The following is an 18,830-nucleotide window of genomic DNA, read 5'->3' on the forward strand; positions in this document are numbered from 1 at the left end:
TGTTTGTCCGGCACGCCATGACGCCTTTTCTTTGCCATGAACACGGCTTTGCTATGACCCAACGCAAGATCATCCACGTCGATTGTGACTGCTTCTATGCAGCCATCGAGATGCGCGACGACCCACGCCTCGCCGGTAAACCACTGGCGGTAGGTGGGTCGGCGGACCGGCGCGGGGTGATCGCCACCTGTAATTATGAGGCGCGAGCGTACGGGGTGCGTTCGGCGATGTCCTCCGGGCATGCCTTGAAGTTGTGCCCGGACCTGACCATCGTCAAGCCACGGATGGATGCCTATAGAGAAGCGTCCAGGGAAATTCACACGATCTTTCGCGATTACACCGAGATCATTGAGCCGCTCTCGCTCGATGAGGCGTACCTCGATGTGTCGGACAGCGCGCATTTCGCGGGCAGTGCGACGCGAATCGCCCAGGACATCCGGCGCCGGGTCTCCAAACAGTTGCATATCACTGTGTCGGCGGGCGTGGCGCCGAACAAGTTTCTGGCCAAGATCGCCAGTGACTGGAAAAAGCCCAACGGCCTGTTCGTCATTACTCCGGACCAGGTCGAGGACTTTGTCAGTGGCTTGCCGGTGAGCAAATTGCACGGGGTCGGCAAAGTCACCGCCGACAAACTCGGCAGACTGGGGATCACCGATTGCCTGCAATTGCGCGAGTGGGACAAGTTGGCGCTGGTGCGTGAGTTCGGCAGCTTTGGCGAGCGACTCTGGAGCCTGGCCCGTGGAATCGATGACCGTGTGGTGCACAACGACAGTCGTCGTCAGTCGATCAGTGTTGAAAATACCTACGACGTTGACCTGCCGGACCTGAAGAGTTGCCTGGACAAGTTACCCGAGCTGCTGGAGATCCTGGCTGGCCGCATGGCGCGGATCGACAGCAGCTATCGTCCGGGCAAGCCATTCGTCAAAGTGAAGTTCCACGACTTCACCCAGACTACATTGGAGCAGGCCGGGGCAGGGCGGGATCTGGGCAGTTATCAGTTGATGCTGACCCAGGCTTTCAATCGCGGTGGTAAACCGGTGCGGTTGTTGGGTGTCGGCGTGCGGCTGGAGGACTTGCGGGGCGGGTTCGAGCAGATGGAGTTGTTTGAGCGGTAGTCGAGTGGTGAATGTGAGGGCATCATCGCGAGCAGGCTCGCTCCCACAGGGGATTTGAAGTGTTCACAAATCCAGTGTGGGAGCGAGCCTGCTCGCGAAGCTTTTGGCTCTTAGTTCAGCCCCGGATTCGCCACCAATCGCTCGCCATTGCGGGCCAGTGACTTGAGGAATTCGGTCTGCAATTCTGGATCGTTGCGCGTCAGTTCGATCAGGCTCTGTTCCAGTTCGCTGGCTTCTTCTTCAAGGCCCAGTTCCGACAGGCGCTTGACCCGGTGGACCCACTGATTGACTTCGTCGCCTTCGAGATCGTCATAAATCAGCCCGTGGGCCTCATAGAGCTTGCTGCGCAAGGTGCTGCTGACGGCTAGCGAGGAGTCGCTGTGTACGTCGTCCTGGGCATCCTCGACACGAATCAGCAACCGGCTCAGATGATTGATGTCATGTTCGGCGAACGGGTTGTCCAACAGATTCAGGCGCAACACGCCGTTTTTGTCGGTGGTCAGTTCGAAGGTTTCCTTGCCGGCCTTGACCTCGACCGGGCGCTCGCTCCAGGGCAGGCTTGAGTACTCCGTGCGCTTGTCGCGCTGGACTTCATCAATGCCGGCCAGGTTCTGCTGCGCGCGACCGTGGGACTGCACGTTCATGAACGGGTTGAGCCCGGCGAAACCGTAGCTCAGCCAGTCCTTGGTCACGCTGTCCGGCAGATTGCCGAGGGCGAACACATTGACCACGTTGGCACCGACACCCGCCACCACGGCCACCGCACCCAGCGGGATTTCGTAAATCTCCCGCCAGGGTTGGTACGGCGTATAGCGGTCGTAGTGACGAGTGACTTCGTACTCGGTGACTTCGAAAGTCTTCTGCTCGTGGATTTTCACCCGCCGTTGCGGCAGCTCAAGCACCTTGGGCTCACCGACATCGATCTGCAGGCTGTGATCGAGCAATTTGCGCTCGACCCGTTCCTCGTGCTCGCTGCGTTGTGACATGTGATTGGCACAGCCGCTGACCAGCAGGGCGCCGCACAAGGCGGCGCCACCGAGGCCTAAGGTGTTTCGCTTGAACATGACGTCTCTATATCTGCTATCAGCGGCGGATGCGGGCCTGAAGGAAGGACAGTACGTCGGCGACCGGCAGCGCTTGTGCGTCGGCCTCGGTACGGCTCTTGTATTCCAGGTTGCCTTCGGCCAGGCCGCGGTCGCTGACCACGATCCGGTGTGGAATGCCGATCAGTTCCATGTCCGCGAACTTGATACCCGGGCTGGTTTTCTTGTCGCGGTCATCCAGCAGCACTTCGAAGCCGGCAGCGGTGAGTTCCGCGTACAGCTTGTCGGTGGCTTCGCGAACCTGCTCGGTCTCGTAGCGCAGCGGCACCAGGGCAATCTGGAATGGCGCAAGGGTGTCGCTCCAGATGATCCCGTTTTCGTCGTTGTTCTGCTCGATGGCAGCCGCCACGACGCGGGACACGCCGATACCGTAGCAACCCATTTCCAGGGTGACCGGCTTGCCGTTCTCGCCCAGCACTTCGCATTTCATCGCTTTGCTGTACTTGTTGCCCAGCTGGAAGATGTGCCCGACTTCGATGCCGCGCTTGATCTCCAGGGTGCCCTTGCCGTCCGGGCTCGGGTCGCCGGCCACGACGTTGCGCAGGTCGGCAACGGTCGGAACAGGCAGGTCGCGCTCCCAGTTCACGCCGAAGTAGTGTTTGTCATCGATGTTGGCACCGATGCCGAAGTCGCTCATCAGCTCGACCGAGCGGTCGATGATGATCGGCAGCGGCAGGTTCAACGGGCCGAGGGAACCGGCACCGGCGCCAATGGCCTCGCGCAGTTCGCTTTCCGAAGCCATGACCAGCGGGCTGGCAACGCCTGGCTGGTTGGCGGCCTTGATTTCGTTCAGCTCATGGTCGCCACGGATGATCAGGGCAATCAGCTTGCCTTTCTCTTCTGCGTGCACCACGAGGGTCTTGATGGTTTTCTCGATCGGCAGGTTGAAGCCTTCGACCAGTTGCGCAATGGTCTTGGCGTTCGGGGTGTCGACCAGGCGCAGCTCTTCGCTTGGTGCGGCACGCGAGGTCTCGCGGGGCACGGCTTCGGCTTTCTCGATGTTCGCCGCGTAGTCGGAACCGTTGCTGAAGACGATGTCGTCTTCACCGGACTCGGCCAGCACGTGGAATTCGTGGGAGCCGGCACCGCCGATGGAGCCGTTGTCGGCTTCTACAGGGCGGAACTTCAGGCCCAGACGGGTGAACACGTTGCAGTAGGCCTGGTGCATGCGGTCGTAGGTGACTTGCAGCGAAGACTGGTCTGCGTGGAACGAGTAGGCGTCCTTCATGATGAATTCGCGGCCGCGCATCAAGCCGAAGCGTGGGCGGATTTCGTCACGGAATTTGGTCTGGATCTGGTACAGGTTGATCGGCAGCTGCTTGTAGCTGCTCAATTCGTTGCGCATCAGATCGGTGATGACTTCTTCGTGGGTCGGGCCGGCACAGAAGTCGCGACCATGGCGATCCTTGAAGCGCAGCAATTCAGGGCCGTACTCTTCCCAGCGGCCGGATTCCTGCCACAGCTCAGCCGGTTGCGTGCTCGGCATCAACACTTCGAGAGAGCCGGCGGCGTTCATTTCTTCACGAACGACGGCTTCGACCTTGCGCATTACCCGCAAGCCCATCGGCAGCCAGGTGTACAGGCCCGAGGCGAGCTTGCGGATCATGCCGGCGCGCAGCATCAGCTGGTGGCTGATCACGACCGCGTCGGAAGGCGTTTCTTTTTGTGTGGCGAGCAAAAATTGACTGGTGCGCATGGTTGGCCGTTATCGATTGCTGATGACGAGAAATGACGGAGCATTGTACGGGCGAGATCCGCTGGCGTACAGGCGTGCGGTCGGTGGTGTGGCAGGAGGGCGCGATTCACTCGGCCATCCGCGATTCTTCCTGCGTAAGAGCCTACGACTCTTCGGCGACCGGAGTCTGCACCGGTTCCGGTGTCGGTGTCGGGCCTGCACGGCGGTTCTCCTGGAACCAGTGCAAGGCGATCAACAGCAGGGTCGGGACGCCTAGCAGGGCGGTGATCAGGAAGAAGTCATGGTAACCGAATTTTTCCACCATGACCCCGGAGTAGCCGCCGATCAGGCGTGGCAGCAACAGCATGATCGAGCTGAGCAGGGCGTATTGGGTGGCGGAGAACTTGAGGTTGGTCAGGCTCGACAGGTAGGCGACGAACGCCGAGGTCGCCAGGCCCGAGCTGAAGTTGTCCAGGGAGATGGTCAGCACCAGCATGTTCAGGTTGGGGCCCATGTCGGCGAGCATCAGGAACAGGATGTTGGTCGCCGCGGATGCGACACCGCCGATGAACAGGATCGGCAGGATGCCGAAACGCACGATCAGCAGGCCGCCCATGCCGGCGCCGACCAGGGTCATGATCAGGCCGAAGATTTTACTGACGCTGGCGATCTGGTCCTTGGTGAAACCCTGGTCGATGTAGAACACGTTGGCCATCACGCCCATGACCGTATCGGACATCCGATAGGTGGCGATCAAGCCGAGCAGCAGCAGCGCTTGCCAGCGGTATCGCAGGATGAAGTCGTTGACCGGTGTCAGCACTGGCGCCAGGCCACGACGGCCCATGGCCGAGAGGCACAGGGCGGTGAGCGTGATGTAGAGAATGGCCCGCAGGAGCGCGCGGTCTTCGAGCAGCAGGTCGACCGGGCTCACGCCTTCGAACAGTACGCTGGCGAAGTCGGTGTTGTAGAGCTGGGTGAACATGGCCGGCACCGAAACCAGTAGCACGATCAGCACGAAGACCGACGCCAGTTGGTGTACGAAGCTGTATCGACCGGCCTGCAGTTGCGTGCGCAATGGCACCGGCGGTTCGCGCATGAACAGGCTGGTCAGCAGTGCCGGGACCATCAGGGCGCCGAACAGAATGTAAGTGCCGGCCCAGGCCGAATGCTTGTAGTTGAAGCCGGTGGAGCCAAAGCCTTCGGCGAAGTAGAGCGCGCCTGCGGTAGCCAGCAGCGCAGCGACCCGGTAACCGGACATGTAACTGGCGGCCAGTGCAGCCTGGCGGTTGTCTTCGGCGATCTCCAGGCGGTAGGCGTCGACCGCGATGTCCTGCGTCGCTGATGCGAAAGCGACGACAACGGCAATGGCGATCAGCCAGGACAAATGCTTTTGCGGGTCGCAGAAACCCATCCCGATCAGGCCGAGGATGACCAGTGCCTGGGACAGCACGAGCCAGGATCGTCGTCGACCGAGTTTACCGAGCAATGGCAGTCGCCATTGGTCGAGCAAGGGTGACCAGACCCATTTGAAGGCATACGCCAGGCCGATCAGGCTTGCATAGCCAATGGTTTCACGAGCCACGCCAGCTTCACGCAGCCAGACTGAAAGTGTCGAAAACACCAGCATGTAGGGCAGGCCGGCGGCGAAACCAAGCAGCAACAGCACGAGTGTCGAGGGGCTGGCATAAGCGGCGAGCGCGGCGCGCCAGGTTTTACGGGGCATGGGCTGGAGTCTGCCTCAAGAAATACGGAAACAAAGCGCGCACTCTAACCGCTGTGCTCTACCGGACGCCAGCCATGGCGCTGAATATCAACACGATTATTCAGGATACTGATGCCCTCCATGCGTAATCGTGCGCGCTGCTCATCACCCGAAGGGCTGCCCGCCGGCAGGCTGATGCGCCCGTTTGCGCCCAGAACGCGGTGCCAGGGCAACTTGCTGTCGCCGGGCAGTTGACTGAGGGTGCGACCGACCCAGCGGGCGGCGCGACCCAGCCCTGCAAGCTCGGCCAGTTGGCCGTAGCTGACGACTTTGCCCTCGGGTACTTGGGCCAGTGTCAAATAAAGCGCCGTGCGTCGGATTTGCGCTGCACTCTCGGGTTCTTCGGTTGGATCGGTCACGTCCGTCAGTCCTGGGGAAGATTGCTTTACCATCTGTAGAGTAATTCCTGCGCAGGAAGTTGAGAAATGAACTCAACAGAAATAGTCGGGTCAGTCCTTGTCAGGGCCTTGTTCCTACGGATAATGCCGACTTTTCTCGCAAGCCTGAGCCTGTATTTTGTTTATGTTGTCCAGATCCCTGCTGTGTCTCGCCGTCCTTGGCGCATCCTCTCCCTTGCTGGCCGATACCGTGTGGTTGAAGAACGGTGACAAGCTGAGCGGCAAGATCACGCTGTTCGATGGCGGCAAGCTGCTGATCCAGACCGAGTATGCCGGTGCGGTGACGATCGACTGGAAACAGGTCAAGACCCTGGACAGCGATCAGGAGTTGCTGGTCAAGCAGGATGCCTACAGTGGCGAGAAAGCCAAGTCGCTGATAGCGGCAGACGCCGGCAAGGTCACGCTGGCCAACGGCGAGACACCGAAGACGGTTGAACTGGCGAGCATCCAGCAGATTCTCAAGCCAAAACCGGTGGTCGAGGATCTGGTATGGAAAGGCAACGTCGATGTCGCTCTGGATTATCAGCGGGCGGAAAACGACACCGATGACTACGACATCGATTTCAAGACCAGTGCGCGGCACGGGCGCTGGCGGCACACCGCTGAAGGTGAGTACAACCGTGAGTTCCAGGACGACGTGGTGACCACGGACAATTGGCGGGCGGAGTACTCCATCGACCGATTCCTGACCGAGCAATGGTTTTGGCAGGGGCGCCTGGTCTACAAGCGCGACAAGGTTGAAGACCTTTCCCGTCAACGCACCGTCGGAACCGGTCCCGGCTATCAGTTCTGGGATAACGAACTCGGGGCGTTCTCCCTGGGCTCGCTGATCAACCGTACGGACTATGAATTTTCCGATGGCAGCAATGACAATTTCTACGCCCTGGCCATGAAGTGGGACTACAACCGCTACCTGGTCGGCAAACGTGTCGAGTTCTTCACCAATGGTGAGGTCGGCAAGCCGCTGTCGGGTGTGGCCGACTACGCGCTCGATGCCGAGATGGGGTTGCGCTACAAGGTGACTGACTGGGCTTCGCTGAACTTGAAGGCGGAGCGCGACATCATCAGCGGCACCGACGATTCGGATCTGGACAAGACACGCTACACCGCAGGGTTTGGCGTGACCTGGTAAGAGCATCAAAAGATCGCCGCCTTCGACAGCTCCCGGGTTGACCCTGCAGGAGTTGTCGAAGGCGGCGATTTTTTTGTGTGGACAAAACATCCGCCCACAAAAAAGCCCCGCTGTTGAGGGCGGGGCTTTTTACTAAAGCAAGTACAAGTTAGATAACTTGAACTTCTTCAGCTTGCATGCCTTTCTGACCGCGGGTAGCGATGAAAGAAACCTGTTGGCCTTCTTTCAGGCTTTTGAAGCCGTCGGACTGGATAGCTTTGAAGTGAACGAACAGGTCGTCACCGGATTGTGGAGTGATGAAGCCGAAGCCTTTTTCATCGTTGAACCACTTAACGGTACCGGTTTGGCGATTAGACATGGTGTAACTCCTTGAACAAAGATAACTGCGACTCAGGAAGAACCCTGGCCGAGACTGAGTGCAAAGAGCAGGAAAAATTCTTGTAGATGGTTGGATCGAAATTCAACATATCGTGTAGAGATTCTCAGTGACACAAGCAGCACAGTGACGCCACCTTAACCCTTTTTCCGGAACGTGCCAATGCTTCTTGCACAGGTTTCTCTGATTTAAGGATCGGCGGTGTGACGGTTCGTCGCCAGAGCAGGTAATTCCTGCCTGTTCGGCGAGAATTGCACCGCGGACTTTGAACCCGGCGGCGCGCCCGGTAAGATGCCGGACAGAATTTTTCGACCTCGCTATTCAGGACACCCGCCATGAGCATCAAATCGGACAAGTGGATTCGCCGCATGGCGCAGGAACACGGCATGATCGAGCCTTTCGTCGAGCGCCAGATGCGCGGCAGCGACGATAGCCGTGTGATCTCCTACGGCGTGTCGAGCTACGGCTACGATGTGCGTTGCACTAATCATTTCAAGGTGTTCACCAACATCAATTCGGCCATCGTCGACCCGAAGAACTTCGATGCCGGCAGCTTCGTCGACATCCATAGCGACGTGTGCATCATTCCGCCGAACTCCTTCGCCCTGGCCAGCACCGTCGAATATTTCCGCATTCCGCGTAACGTATTGACCATCTGCCTGGGCAAAAGCACCTACGCGCGTTGCGGCATCATCGTCAACGTCACGCCGCTCGAGCCTGAGTGGGAAGGCCATGTGACCCTGGAGTTCTCCAACACCACCAATCTGCCGGCGAAAATCTACGCGAACGAAGGCGTGGCGCAGATGCTGTTCCTTGAGTCCGACGAAGAATGTGAAGTGTCCTACAAGGACCGTGGCGGCAAGTATCAGGGCCAGCGTGGCGTGACTCTGCCGCGCACCTGAGTCAACCGTCTGACAAATGTCGGGAATTCCTGAGCGGGCGTACACTCTATGGGGTGTACTGTTCCGATCCGCGCAAGGCGGGTCGGGCCATCGCTCAGGAGTGCCGAATGAAGATCGATCCGCGAATCAGTGCCGAACTGGCAAGGTTTGAACCCAATCAGGTTGGCGTTCTGGCCTGGTCCTTGTTGGCACACCCGCCCGTCAGCATGGCAGGGGGTATTCCCGGCCAGCCTGATCCTGATACCCCGAACGAACAGCCTAATGAGCCGGGCGAGCCTACGCTGCCGGATGAGCCGCCGCCTGCGCCTGTCGTCTGATTACCAGTTACTACAGATCAAAATAATGTGGGAGCGAGCTTGCTCGCGATAGCGGTCGATCAGTCAGCATCAATGCTGGCTGTACCGGCGCTATCGCGAGCAGGCTCGCTCCCACAGGTTTTGCTGTAGTCGTTACTTCAGGTTGCCGCTGAGGAACTGCTTCAACCGCTCGCTTTTCGGGTTGCCTAGCACGTCCTCCGGCGCGCCTTCTTCCTCCACCAGGCCCTGGTGCAGAAACAACACCTGGCTCGACACTTTGCGGGCGAAGCTCATTTCGTGGGTCACCATGATCATGGTCCGGCCTTCTTCGGCCAGGCCCTGGATCACCTTGAGCACTTCACCCACCAGTTCCGGGTCCAGCGCCGAGGTCGGTTCGTCGAACAGCATGACTTCCGGCTCCATGGCCAGTGCGCGGGCAATCGCTACGCGTTGTTGCTGACCGCCGGACAGGAAGGCCGGGTATTGGTCCGCCACACGGGAGGCCAGCCCCACTTTGTCGAGGTAGCGCCGGGCGCGGTCCTCGGCTTCTTTCCTGTCACACCCCAGCACCCGGCGCGGGGCCATGGTGATGTTTTCCAGCACCGTCATGTGGCTCCACAGGTTGAAGTGCTGGAACACCATGGCCAGGCGGGTGCGAATCCGCTGCAGTTCATCGTCGTCGGCCACGTGCATGCCGTGACGATCCTTGATCATGCGGATGTTCTGCCCGTCGAGGCTCATGGCGCCGTCGTTGGGTTGTTCCAGGAAGTTGATGCAACGCAGAAAGGTGCTTTTACCCGAGCCGCTGGCGCCGATCAGGCTGATGACGTCACCGGTCCTGGCCTTGAGCGAAACACCTTTGAGGACTTCATGGTCGCCGTAGCTTTTATGCAGGCCTTCGATGGTCAGTTTGTACATGGGGCATGCATCCTCAAGGCGAAAGTAGATAGCCGCTGCGATAGGCTTCGGTGCCCGCGACGTGGGCGATCACCATGCCGGCAGTGGCCATGCGGCGCAGCGAGCGGGCGTACATCAGCCCGGCTGTGGCGCAATGAACGGGAGTGACCAGATCGTTGACCGGATCAATGATCTCGGCAATCAGTTGCCCGGCTTCAAGGTATTCACCCGGCAACGCGGTGAACACCAGCAGCCCGCCCACTGGCGTGGCCACCGGCTCAACACCGGCCAGCGGTGTCGCCGGGTAGGGCAGGTCGGGCAGCGGCGCGGGTTCGCCGGCGATCGCGCCGAAATGGATCAGGTAATCGATCAGTGCCTGGCAATCGAGGCTGGCCAGCGGGTGATTGACGTCGCCCTGACCGCGCAGTTCGACGGTCACCGAAAAACTGCCCGGCGGAATATCGAACTGCTCGCCGAAGCGCTCCTTCAACTGCCACCAGAGCAGGGTGAAGCATTCGTCGAACGACTGGCCGCCGGAATCGGTTGCCAGCAGGCTGGCTTCGGCGCCGATGTAGCGGGCCAGCGGCTCGACCTGCGGCCAAGCATCCGGCGTGGTGTAGAGGTGAGCGACCGCTTCGAAATCGCAATGCAGGTCGAGCACCATGTCGGCATCGCAGGCCAATCGTTGCAGGGTCAGGCGCTGGGATTGCAATTGGGTGCCGGCGGTCTGCCGGGCCAGCGCATCGCGCAGGTTGCTGCGGATCAGTTGCAGGTTGTACTGCGGATCCTCACCGAGCTTGCCTTCGATCGCGTTGCCGACTTCCTCACTGAGGTCGACGAACCAGCGGTTGAAGTTCTGGCCGCTTTCCAACTCGTAGCGACCCAGCGGCACATCCATCAGTACCTGTTCCAGGCCTACCGGGTTGGCGACGGGCACCAGTACGATTTCGCTGCGCAGGCGACCGGCGGCTTCCAGTTCCGCCAGGCGTTGCTTGAGGTGCCAGGCCACCAGCATGCCGGGCATTTCGTCGGCGTGCAGGGAGGCCTGGATGTAGATCTTGCCGTTGGCCGGTTGAGGGCCGAAGTGAAAACTGTGGATCTGTCTCGCGGTCCCCGGCAGCGGGGCCAGCAGGTCATGTTTCAGGTGGCGCATCTGTTGTTTCCTGAAGCAGGTTGAGTGCTAGTGGGTCGGCCCGAGGAAGGCCAGCCATCGGCGTTCGGCAAGGCGGAACAGGCCGACCAGCGCAAAAGTGACGGTCAGGTAGATCAGCGCGGCGATGCCGAACGACTGGAAGGTCAGGAAGGTCGCCGAGTTGGCGTCCCGCGCGACTTTCAGGATGTCCGGGATGGTCGCGGTGAAGGCCACGGTGGTCGAGTGCAACATCAGAATCACTTCGTTGCTGTAGTACGGCAACGAGCGACGCAAGGCCGATGGCATGATCACGTAGGCATACAGTTTCCAGCCGGTCAGGCCGTAAGCCTTGGCGGCCTCGACTTCACCGTGGTTCATGCTGCGAATGGCCCCGGCGAAGATCTCCGTGGTGTAGGCGCAGGTGTTCAAGGCGAAGGCCAGGATCGTGCAGTTCATCGCATCGCGAAAGAATGCGTCCAGTACTGGCTGGGCCCGAATGGCGGCCAGGCTGTAGATCCCGGTGTAACAGATCAATAACTGGATATAGAGCGGCGTGCCACGGAACAGGTAGGTATAGAACTGCACCGGCCAACGGATGTAGAAGTGCGGCGATACGCGGGCGATGGACAGCGGGATCGACACGATGAAACCGATGAAGATCGACGCGCTGAGCAGCCACATGGTCATGGCCAGGCCGGTGATGTTGTTGCCGTCGCTATAGAGGAAGGGTTTCCAGTATTCCTGCAGGAGTTCGATCATCGTACGGCCTCCCGGGTCCCGGCGGAGTAACGACGTTCGAGCCAGCGCAGGATGAAGTTGGACGCGCTGGTGATCACCAGATAGATCAGCGCGGCAAGTACCAGGAAGTAAAACAGCTGATAGGTACTCTTACCGGCGTCCTGGGCAGCCTTGACCAGGTCGGCGAGGCCGATGATCGACACCAGGGCCGTTGCCTTGAGCATCACCATCCAGTTGTTGCCGATACCCGGCAGGGCATAACGCATCATCTGCGGGAACACCACGATCCAGAAACGCTGGCCGCGCTTGAGGCCATAGGCGGTGGCCGCTTCGACCTGACCCCGTGGGACAGCGAGAATCGCGCCACGGAAGGTTTCAGTGAAATACGCACCGTAGATGAAGCCCAGGGTGATGACCCCTGCACTGAACGGGTTGATCTCGATGTATTCCCATTCCATGTAATCGGTAAAAGAGGTCAGCCAGGTTTGCAGGCTGTAGAAGATCAACAGCATCAGGACCAGGTCCGGAACGCCGCGAATGAGTGTGGTGTAGAGCTGGGCAGGCACGCGCATCAGTTTGACTTTTGACAGCTTGGCACTGGCGCCGAGCAGCCCGAGCAACACGGCTACCAACAGCGACAACGCCGACAACTGGATCGTCATCCAGGTGCCTTGCATCAGCAGCGGACCGAAGCCCTTGAGGCTGAAGGCAGAGAGCCCCAGATTTTCTAGTAGGTTTTCGAACATAAATCAGCAACCTGATCGGATAAAAAAAGCGCCCATCGAGAGATGGGCGCCGGGCATTATTTGCCGCTGTACAGATTCAGATCGCCAAAGTGTTTCTTCTGAATGGTGGCGTAGGTGCCATCATCGTGTAACGCTTTGATACCTTTATCCAAAAGTGCTTTCAGCTCGGTGTTACCTTTCTTAATGCCGATGGCTGTTTTGGCTGGCAGCAAAGCGTTGTCGACTGGCTTGCTGACGTCGTAGTCGGCACCCTGTGGCGACTTCAGGAAGCCCAGTTCGGCTTGCAGCATGTCCTGAATCCCTGCGTCGAGACGACCGGAAGTCAAGTCGGCGTAGACCTGATCCTGGTTGGCGTAGGCCTGGGTTTTCACACCGGCCTTGTCCAGAACGGCTTTGGCATAGGCTTCCTGAATAGTGCCTTGTTCGTAGCCGACGGTCTTGCCCTTGAGCGAGGCGACGTCTTCAGTCACGCCAGAACCTTTCTTGGACACGTAGGCGGTTGGGCCGGAGAACAGTTCGCTGGAGAAATCGATGACTTTTTCACGGGCTTCAGTAACGGTCATCGACGAGATCACACCGTCGAATTTATTGGCTTTCAGACCCGGAATCATGCCGTCGAAATCGCTTTCGACCCATTTGCACTTGACCTTCAGCTCGGCGCAGATCGCGTTCCCCAGATCGATGTCAAAGCCTACCAGGCTGCCATCGGCCGCTTTCGACTCGAACGGTGCGTAGGAAGGGTCAACGCCGAAACGCAGTTCTTTGTACTCCTTCGCCATGGCGGAGCCAGCAGCCATGCACAACGCCAGTGCAGAAAGGGTCAGCAATGCTTTTTTCATTATTCAATCCCTAAAAACCAATATGAGCGCTTGTGGCGCAGAATTATTGTTACTGGAAAGCGTAAGACCTGTTGAAAGTAGCAATTTCCGAACCAGAGTGCCGAACAAGCGTTTTAAAAGGTGCTTGGAAATGGCCGGAGACAGATTTATGCACGAAAACGGGCGCAGGGAAATGGGTGCACCAAATCATCTCGCCACAAAAAACGGTTTGACAGAGCCGGTTATGCAGGGTCACCAGGTTCTCCACTGTGTGACACGACTGGTCCTTGCTCAGCGCAACCGCGATAGCGATTCAACATTCAACCTCTATTTTGAATGTCAGACCGCTATCGCGAGCAAGTAAAGGGCTGGGTTACTTTCCTGGAGTCAGCGTCAACCGCGCCTTGCCATAGGCGTTGTCGAAGTTCTGCGGCTGCATCGGCAGGCTCATGTACTGACCCTTGAGCCACGGCTCGATGCTGTTGAGGTAGTTCGGGCTGGCCGGGTTGCCGGACTGACCGGTGCCGTTCTGCGCCATCAGCGGTTCGGACTGGCCGAAGTCGACGATAAAGCGCATCGCTGGCGCCAGCGTGGTATTGAAGTCCTGGCCCCAGGCGAAGGCGGCGGTGTTGAGCGTGGTGTGATCGCCACCGGCCGGTAGCGGTCCGCGTACGGTCTGGCTGCTGCTGTTTTTCCATTCATAGCGATGCAGTTTGCCCCACTGCCAGGCTTTGTGATCGCCGCCCAACTGGCTGTCGCCTGCGCTGATCGCGGCGCCGAGGCTGCGCGCGAGGATCGCCGGTTTGTCTTCTTTCTGCGCAGTGCGCACGTCATCCCAGAACGGGCTGTCCTCACGCCCGAGCAAATGATCGGCCTGGGCCGCGTAGGACAGCTTGCCGTCGGCGACAAAAGCTTTCCACGCCGGGCTGCTTTCCGGGCCCAGTTCATCGAGGAAGATCTGCCGCGTGCTTTCCTGCAGGAACAGTTCGTAGATGGCCGCATCGGTGGAGGTCGGGCCGAGCTTGCCGTCGAACGCCATCAAGCGGCTGTAGGCTTCGTGTGCCTTGGCGCGATCGGCCGCCGGTAAGGCGTCCATGGCTTGTTTGAGCGGCTGGGCCATGCCCGACGCTTCGAACATTTTCTTCAGCTTGGCGGCGAAGGTAGTGGTCTGGTCGTATTGCATGGCGATCAGGCTGCGGCTGTCGTGTTTGCCTGCGCCGGCCAGTTCCGCCAGGCGCTCGCTGCGCTCCGGGGCGGCCCAGGAATTGGACAATTGCATGCCGTAGCCATGGGGAATGACCCGCTGGTTGGCGGTGCCGAGCCAGCCCTGGGCCGGGTCCTGGTCGTACGGGTGCAGCATCGGGTCGGCGTAACCGTCCCAATCGTATCGACCTTCCCAGCCCGGCGAGGGCAGCAGGCCTTCGCCTTCTCGGCGGTTCGGGTAACGACCGGTGACTTGCCAGCCGATGTGGCTGGCATCGGCGAACACCAGGTTCAGCGCGATGGCGCGGATTTCGCGGCTGGCATCCGAAGCTTTCTCGACACTCTGGGCGCGGGACAGGTCGAAGAACGCGTCCAGGGTCTTGTCGTCGGTGAAGTTCGGCGTTTGCAAGGCCAGGCCGAAACCATTGGCCAGCGTGGTGCCCTGGGCGCTGTTGAGCAGCGGTCCATGGCGGGTTTCGTACACCGCTTCACGAATCGGCCGCTGGCCTTTGACGAAATAGGTTTCGTTGCGCACGATCGCCGGCTGCCACTTCCCGGCGTTTTCGTAGGTAAGCCCGTTGCCCTGGCGCTTGATCTTCTCCAGGAACAGGTCCTGATTGTCGCCCATCACGGACGTCATGCTCCACGCCACCTTGCCGTTGAAACCTCCAAGCACCATTGGCAAGCCCGCGATGGTCACGCCGGACGCCTGATACTTCGGCGCGCGAATCTGCACGTAGCTGAACAACGAAGGCACGCCCAACGGGCCGTGACTGTCACTGGCCAGCAGGCTCTTGCCGCTGCGGCTGCGTTGCGGGGCGATGGCCCAGTTGTTCGACGAGGTGGCGCCCAGCAGGTTCAGGTCCGACAGTTGGCCAGTGGCCTTACTGAGCTCGGCCAGCCCCGGCACTTGCCCGTTGAGCTTGAGGCCTTGCAGTTTTTCGCTTTCGGCGGCCGGCAGTTTTTCGTCGGGAGCCGACGGCGTCAGCCACGCCAGTTTGTCGGTGGTGACGGTCTGGGCCAGTACCAGCGAGGAAATTTCTTCCGGCAGGTTGGTCGACTGGCTGAAGTTCAGCAGGCAGAAAATCAGCGCCGAATCTTCCGGCTGCCAGTATTCAGGCTTGTAGCCGGTGGCTGCCAGATCCGCCGGCAGTTTGTCGCGGTAACGGAACAGGTAGGCGTTGACCCCGCGCGCATAGACTTCGAAGAAACGCTTGAGGCGCGGAGAAGAAGCCTTGTACAACTCGCCAGCACTTTTCTTCAGGTTGACCGCCCGCATGTAACGGTCGGCATCCAGCAGGTCGGCACCGTGCATCTCGGCCAAACGGCCCTGGGCCAGCAGGCGCAGGGTGACCATCTGGGTGATGCGGTCGCTGGCATGCACGTAACCGAGGGTGAACAGCGCGTCGTGGAAGCTGTTGCTTTCGATCAGCGGCATGCCCATGGCATTGCGGCGCACCGAAACGTTCTGCGCCAGGCCCTTGAGCGGTTGCACGCCGGAGGTCGGCGGGAGGGTGTCCTGGGCGTTGAAGTTCTGACAACCGGTCAGGCTCAACACACCGGCCACTGCTGCGGCAACGCCGAACCGGGGTAGAAAATGAGTAAGGGCTGGCGAGGCCATGGCAAAGCTCCTGCGGGGGTAGAGGCGGCGGCGCGCAATAAAGGCGCTACGTTAGTGAGCAGGCGATGGCCGCGCAAGCGGGGTAAGAGGTTATTTCAGGATTTGTCAAAGATCGCAGCCTTCGGCAGCTCCTACAGAGATACGCCGATCTCGCGTAGGAGCTGCCGAAGGCTGCGATCTTTTGATCCTCAACAGTGGCTTGCCAGCCGTAACTGGTGATATTGAAGTGCGACACGCTCAACAATCCAGGAGAACAGTCGGCATGGAGCTCAAGGCAAACGCGGCACTGATCATCATCGATCAACAAAAAGGCATCCTGCATCCCAGGCTCGGCCGCAGGAATAATCCAGAGGCCGAAGCGCGCATGCTGGAAATGCTCGACCATTGGCGGCGCACCGCCAGGCCGGTGATCCATGTGCAGCACCTGTCCCGCTCGGAGGACTCGGTATTCTGGCCGCAGCAGTCGGGGGTGGAGTTTCAGGAACGGTTTCAGCCAATGGCCGGTGAACGCTTGATCCAGAAGCAGGTACCGGATGCGTTTTGTTCAACGGGGCTGGAGGCGCAGTTGCGCGAGGCGGGGATCGGGCAGTTGATCATCGTCGGCGTCGCGACCCACAACTCGGTGGAATCCACGGCGCGTACCGCAGGCAACCTGGGGTTTGATACGTGGGTGGCCGAGGATGCGTGCTTTACCTTCGACAAGGCTGATTTTTTCGGCCAAGCCCATAGCGCCGAAGAGGTGCATGGGATGTCGCTGGGGAATTTGCACGGCGAGTATGCGACGGTGGTCAGCACCGCATGTGTATTAAAGGCTGACTGAAAAACCTGTAGGAGCGAGCTTGCTCGCGATAGCGGTCTGACTGACACATTGATAGTTGATGTGCTGCCGTCATCGCGAGCAAGCTCGCTCCCACAGGAGAGGATGGCTATTCAACAGGCGAAGCAAGCCTTCGCCCGAAGCATCAAGCGCCGTGGCACTTCTTGAATTTCTTGCCGTTGCCGCAAGGGCACGGATCGTTGCGGCCGACGTCTTTCAGGGCATTGCGCACCGGTTCCTGGTGAGCGTGGCCGCAGTTCGGGCCGTGGACATGGCCGTGGTCGTGGTCGTGATCATGCTGGTGATGGTTATGATCATGATCGTGATTGCAGTCAGGGCCGTGGACATGGGGTTGCTGGGTCATCGGTGTTGCTCCGGAATTAAATCGGCAGCGATTATCACGCCATTGCGCGCCAGGTGCACGTAGTGGGCGATGAATATACCGGTTTCCAGTTCACCTTCCAGACGATAGGGAATGGGCTGATCGGATTTTTGCAGCAGTTTGGCCATTTCACGGACCTTGGACCACAGGTTGGTGCGGATCGGCACCTTGAAGTAAGCGCTGTGCCTGGGGCTGATGGTGAACCAGTGTTCGTACTCGCCGTCGGCCAGCAGTATGTCACCCAGGTGAACGCGGTACTCCAGACTGCGCACCGTCAGGTCGCTGTCGTTGGGGTTGTCGATGCGAAAGTGCAGGAGGAATTTCTGTTCCAGCAGTTTGGCGCTGACCACCTCAATTTTAACCAGATGGACCTCGGGGTCCGGCAAGTCGTCGTCGAACCATGATGCACAGCCGCCGAGTCCCAGTGTCAGGAACAACGTGAGCAGACAGAGTGCGCCGCGGCGGATGATCATAGTGGTGTTTCTCCCTTGAGTCCCAGTCTAGACCCAAAGGATCGCAGCCTTCGACAGCTCCTGCGTGGCGGGCAGTCTACGCATGCCCTAACTGCTGAAATACCCCGCACAACACTTCTTGAACTTCTGCCCACTCGCGCACGGGCAGGGGTCATTGCGCCCGAGCTTGAGCTGCACGGTCGGGTCGATGAAATACCAGCGCCCGGTGTTCTGCACAAACGATGAGCGCTCTCGATGACTGTGCTCGCCATTGCTGTCGTGCCAACGCGCGGTGAAGGTCACGAAGGCGTGTTCAGGCTGGCCGCCCAGCACTTCGGAGCTTTCCACCTCAAGGCCCAGCCACGTACTTTGCGCGCTCCAGTCGCTGATCGATTGACGGTCCAGGCCGGCCTGTTGGGCGGGCAGGGTGGTGGCGACCAGATAGTCGACCAACCCCAGCACATAGGCGCTGTAGCGTGAGCGCATCAAGGCTTCTGCGCATGGCGCCGGGTGTCCGGCATGGTAGTGACCGCAGCAGGCGTCGAGCAGGGTGCCGCTGCCGCAAGGGCAAATGGATGTACTCATTGCATTACCACCAGTATTTCCCGAAGTTTTCCGGATTGGCCCAGAAGCGCGAATTGAGCCAGTCGGGGACTTGTTTGTATTCAAGCAGATCGTAGGTGAACAGGGTCAGGACCTGTTCCTCCCGCTGGAATCGTTCGCTGGCTTGCAGGGCCAGGGAGAAAAAGTCCGTTTCCTGCCAGCCACAGGCCGGCAGGTCCGCCAGCACGGCGATGCGGCTGGCGTTGAGGTTGCGGATGCCTCCCAGCAGGTTCAGGCCCTCGCGCTTGGGCAAATGCTCCAGGCAATCGACCACCAGGGCCAGGTCGAAACGGCGGGCTGCCAACTCGTCGGGCAACGGCCCGGGAGCAGCGAATGCGACGCAGCTGTCCGGGTGAGCAAGTTTGAAAGCTTCCAGCGCCGGGAACTCGCTGGCGCCGATCAACAACAGGCGCGCGGGGGCATATCGGTCGAGTAACGCGGCCAGTGCCTGTTGTGGCGTGCGTGAAGAAATACCTGCAATCATCAAAGATCCTCAATCAGATCTGCCAAGACTAGCCTGCCCTAACGTTCGGGCCTAGAGCGCCCTAGCGACAAAAGCGCCAAGCTGCCGTTAATACGCGAATAAACAGCATGGCCTATTGCTGGCGGAGATTAAAACTCGGGTCTTTACTACCTGAATCGGTTCTAAGCCGATCCTTCAG

20 protein-coding genes are annotated in these 18,830 nt (G+C 59.7%); 5 read left to right on the top strand and 15 right to left on the bottom strand.

The window, feature by feature from the left end; translation table 11 throughout:
- The first annotated feature begins 53 nt into the window (after positions 1 to 53).
- Complete coding sequence (dinB, locus tag AC3IP0_RS06230; protein WP_489318619.1) at positions 54 to 1,115, top strand: DNA polymerase IV; 1,062 nt, start codon at positions 54 to 56, stop codon at positions 1,113 to 1,115.
- 110 nt (positions 1,116 to 1,225) lie between these two features.
- Here the strand turns inward: dinB and AC3IP0_RS06235 are convergent, their stop codons facing one another.
- The 4 genes from AC3IP0_RS06235 to AC3IP0_RS06250 all read right to left on the bottom strand — a co-directional run bounded on the left by AC3IP0_RS06235 (position 1,226) and on the right by AC3IP0_RS06250 (position 6,014).
- Positions 1,226 to 2,179, bottom strand: coding sequence for a hypothetical protein (locus AC3IP0_RS06235; RefSeq protein ID WP_489318620.1), 954 nt, complete (start codon positions 2,177 to 2,179; stop codon positions 1,226 to 1,228).
- Between the two features lie 19 nt (positions 2,180 to 2,198).
- The gene (locus AC3IP0_RS06240; protein WP_489318621.1) at positions 2,199 to 3,914 is read right to left on the bottom strand and encodes a proline--tRNA ligase; all 1,716 of its coding nucleotides are present in this window, start codon (positions 3,912 to 3,914) and stop codon (positions 2,199 to 2,201) included.
- A 142-nt stretch (positions 3,915 to 4,056) separates the two neighbouring features.
- Positions 4,057 to 5,616, bottom strand: coding sequence for an AmpG family muropeptide MFS transporter (locus AC3IP0_RS06245; protein ID WP_489318622.1), 1,560 nt, complete (start codon positions 5,614 to 5,616; stop codon positions 4,057 to 4,059).
- A gap of 44 nt (positions 5,617 to 5,660) precedes the next feature.
- Positions 5,661 to 6,014, bottom strand: a complete 354-nt coding sequence (locus AC3IP0_RS06250) for an MGMT family protein (protein ID WP_489318623.1) — start codon at positions 6,012 to 6,014, stop codon at positions 5,661 to 5,663.
- A 163-nt stretch (positions 6,015 to 6,177) separates the two neighbouring features.
- On the opposite strand from AC3IP0_RS06250, the gene AC3IP0_RS06255 reads away from it, so the two are divergent.
- A complete protein-coding gene (locus AC3IP0_RS06255) occupies positions 6,178 to 7,185 on the top strand; it encodes a DUF481 domain-containing protein (RefSeq protein WP_489318624.1) in 1,008 nt (335 codons plus the stop codon).
- 148 nt (positions 7,186 to 7,333) lie between these two features.
- Here AC3IP0_RS06255 and AC3IP0_RS06260 read toward each other — a convergent pair whose 3' ends face one another.
- The gene (locus AC3IP0_RS06260; RefSeq protein ID WP_002554837.1) at positions 7,334 to 7,543 is read right to left on the bottom strand and encodes a cold-shock protein; all 210 of its coding nucleotides are present in this window, start codon (positions 7,541 to 7,543) and stop codon (positions 7,334 to 7,336) included.
- A gap of 353 nt (positions 7,544 to 7,896) precedes the next feature.
- Between AC3IP0_RS06260 and dcd the strand changes: the two genes are divergently transcribed.
- Together dcd and AC3IP0_RS06270 are read left to right on the top strand one after the other, a co-directional pair.
- Positions 7,897 to 8,463, top strand: a complete 567-nt coding sequence (gene dcd, locus AC3IP0_RS06265) for a dCTP deaminase (RefSeq protein WP_007940589.1) — start codon at positions 7,897 to 7,899, stop codon at positions 8,461 to 8,463.
- A gap of 107 nt (positions 8,464 to 8,570) precedes the next feature.
- Positions 8,571 to 8,780 (top strand): hypothetical protein, encoded by a 210-nt coding sequence (locus AC3IP0_RS06270; RefSeq protein WP_204930092.1) that lies wholly within the window; start codon positions 8,571 to 8,573, stop codon positions 8,778 to 8,780.
- A 132-nt stretch (positions 8,781 to 8,912) separates the two neighbouring features.
- On the opposite strand, the gene AC3IP0_RS06275 is transcribed toward AC3IP0_RS06270, so the two are convergent.
- The 6 genes from AC3IP0_RS06275 to AC3IP0_RS06300 all read right to left on the bottom strand — a co-directional run bounded on the left by AC3IP0_RS06275 (position 8,913) and on the right by AC3IP0_RS06300 (position 15,914).
- Positions 8,913 to 9,677, bottom strand: coding sequence for an ABC transporter ATP-binding protein (locus tag AC3IP0_RS06275; protein WP_489318625.1), 765 nt, complete (start codon positions 9,675 to 9,677; stop codon positions 8,913 to 8,915).
- Positions 9,678 to 9,690: 13 nt separating this feature from the next.
- Entirely contained in the window at positions 9,691 to 10,809 is a 1,119-nt protein-coding gene (locus tag AC3IP0_RS06280; RefSeq protein ID WP_489318626.1) for a succinylglutamate desuccinylase/aspartoacylase family protein, read from the bottom strand.
- A 27-nt stretch (positions 10,810 to 10,836) separates the two neighbouring features.
- Positions 10,837 to 11,547: an ABC transporter permease gene (locus tag AC3IP0_RS06285; RefSeq protein WP_489318627.1), complete on the bottom strand. Its 711-nt coding sequence runs from the start codon at positions 11,545 to 11,547 to the stop codon at positions 10,837 to 10,839.
- Positions 11,544 to 12,272: an ABC transporter permease gene (locus tag AC3IP0_RS06290; RefSeq protein ID WP_489318628.1), complete on the bottom strand. Its 729-nt coding sequence runs from the start codon at positions 12,270 to 12,272 to the stop codon at positions 11,544 to 11,546. Before AC3IP0_RS06290 ends, AC3IP0_RS06285 begins: the two co-directional genes overlap by 4 nt.
- A gap of 56 nt (positions 12,273 to 12,328) precedes the next feature.
- Positions 12,329 to 13,111: a transporter substrate-binding domain-containing protein gene (locus tag AC3IP0_RS06295; protein ID WP_056720873.1), complete on the bottom strand. Its 783-nt coding sequence runs from the start codon at positions 13,109 to 13,111 to the stop codon at positions 12,329 to 12,331.
- Positions 13,112 to 13,463: 352 nt separating this feature from the next.
- Complete coding sequence (locus AC3IP0_RS06300; protein ID WP_489326925.1) at positions 13,464 to 15,914, bottom strand: penicillin acylase family protein; 2,451 nt, start codon at positions 15,912 to 15,914, stop codon at positions 13,464 to 13,466.
- Positions 15,915 to 16,176: 262 nt separating this feature from the next.
- Between AC3IP0_RS06300 and AC3IP0_RS06305 the strand changes: the two genes are divergently transcribed.
- Positions 16,177 to 16,734, top strand: coding sequence for a cysteine hydrolase family protein (locus tag AC3IP0_RS06305; protein ID WP_489318630.1), 558 nt, complete (start codon positions 16,177 to 16,179; stop codon positions 16,732 to 16,734).
- A 142-nt stretch (positions 16,735 to 16,876) separates the two neighbouring features.
- On the opposite strand, the gene AC3IP0_RS06310 is transcribed toward AC3IP0_RS06305, so the two are convergent.
- The 4 genes from AC3IP0_RS06310 to AC3IP0_RS06325 form a co-directional block, all read right to left on the bottom strand.
- A complete protein-coding gene (locus AC3IP0_RS06310) occupies positions 16,877 to 17,095 on the bottom strand; it encodes an SEC-C metal-binding domain-containing protein (protein WP_489318631.1) in 219 nt (72 codons plus the stop codon).
- Positions 17,092 to 17,586, bottom strand: a complete 495-nt coding sequence (locus AC3IP0_RS06315) for an LEA/WHy family protein (RefSeq protein WP_489318632.1) — start codon at positions 17,584 to 17,586, stop codon at positions 17,092 to 17,094. Before AC3IP0_RS06315 ends, AC3IP0_RS06310 begins: the two co-directional genes overlap by 4 nt.
- An 87-nt stretch (positions 17,587 to 17,673) precedes the next feature.
- A complete protein-coding gene (locus AC3IP0_RS06320; protein ID WP_489318633.1) occupies positions 17,674 to 18,150 on the bottom strand; it encodes a YchJ family protein in 477 nt (158 codons plus the stop codon).
- A 4-nt stretch (positions 18,151 to 18,154) separates the two neighbouring features.
- Positions 18,155 to 18,652 (bottom strand): DUF6231 family protein, encoded by a 498-nt coding sequence (locus AC3IP0_RS06325; RefSeq protein ID WP_489318634.1) that lies wholly within the window; start codon positions 18,650 to 18,652, stop codon positions 18,155 to 18,157.
- Between the last annotated feature and the right edge of the window lie 178 nt (positions 18,653 to 18,830).

This window comes from Pseudomonas sp. GL_103, assembly GCF_057835175.1.

Coding starts and splice junctions, on each gene's coding strand:
- AC3IP0_RS06300 (WP_489326925.1), bottom strand. CDS start 15,914: ATGGCCTCGCCAGCCCTTACTCATTTTCTACCCCGGTTCGGCGTTGCC.
- AC3IP0_RS06285 (WP_489318627.1), bottom strand. CDS start 11,547: ATGATCGAACTCCTGCAGGAATACTGGAAACCCTTCCTCTATAGCGAC.
- AC3IP0_RS06270 (WP_204930092.1), top strand. CDS start 8,571: ATGAAGATCGATCCGCGAATCAGTGCCGAACTGGCAAGGTTTGAACCC.
- AC3IP0_RS06290 (WP_489318628.1), bottom strand. CDS start 12,272: ATGTTCGAAAACCTACTAGAAAATCTGGGGCTCTCTGCCTTCAGCCTC.
- AC3IP0_RS06315 (WP_489318632.1), bottom strand. CDS start 17,586: ATGATCATCCGCCGCGGCGCACTCTGTCTGCTCACGTTGTTCCTGACA.
- AC3IP0_RS06275 (WP_489318625.1), bottom strand. CDS start 9,677: ATGTACAAACTGACCATCGAAGGCCTGCATAAAAGCTACGGCGACCAT.
- AC3IP0_RS06240 (WP_489318621.1), bottom strand. CDS start 3,914: ATGCGCACCAGTCAATTTTTGCTCGCCACACAAAAAGAAACGCCTTCC.
- AC3IP0_RS06260 (WP_002554837.1), bottom strand. CDS start 7,543: ATGTCTAATCGCCAAACCGGTACCGTTAAGTGGTTCAACGATGAAAAA.
- AC3IP0_RS06295 (WP_056720873.1), bottom strand. CDS start 13,111: ATGAAAAAAGCATTGCTGACCCTTTCTGCACTGGCGTTGTGCATGGCT.
- dcd (WP_007940589.1), top strand. CDS start 7,897: ATGAGCATCAAATCGGACAAGTGGATTCGCCGCATGGCGCAGGAACAC.
- AC3IP0_RS06305 (WP_489318630.1), top strand. CDS start 16,177: ATGGAGCTCAAGGCAAACGCGGCACTGATCATCATCGATCAACAAAAA.
- AC3IP0_RS06255 (WP_489318624.1), top strand. CDS start 6,178: ATGTTGTCCAGATCCCTGCTGTGTCTCGCCGTCCTTGGCGCATCCTCT.
- AC3IP0_RS06245 (WP_489318622.1), bottom strand. CDS start 5,616: ATGCCCCGTAAAACCTGGCGCGCCGCGCTCGCCGCTTATGCCAGCCCC.
- AC3IP0_RS06235 (WP_489318620.1), bottom strand. CDS start 2,179: ATGTTCAAGCGAAACACCTTAGGCCTCGGTGGCGCCGCCTTGTGCGGC.
- dinB (WP_489318619.1), top strand. CDS start 54: ATGACCCAACGCAAGATCATCCACGTCGATTGTGACTGCTTCTATGCA.
- AC3IP0_RS06280 (WP_489318626.1), bottom strand. CDS start 10,809: ATGCGCCACCTGAAACATGACCTGCTGGCCCCGCTGCCGGGGACCGCG.
- AC3IP0_RS06310 (WP_489318631.1), bottom strand. CDS start 17,095: ATGACCCAGCAACCCCATGTCCACGGCCCTGACTGCAATCACGATCAT.
- AC3IP0_RS06325 (WP_489318634.1), bottom strand. CDS start 18,652: ATGATTGCAGGTATTTCTTCACGCACGCCACAACAGGCACTGGCCGCG.
- AC3IP0_RS06320 (WP_489318633.1), bottom strand. CDS start 18,150: ATGAGTACATCCATTTGCCCTTGCGGCAGCGGCACCCTGCTCGACGCC.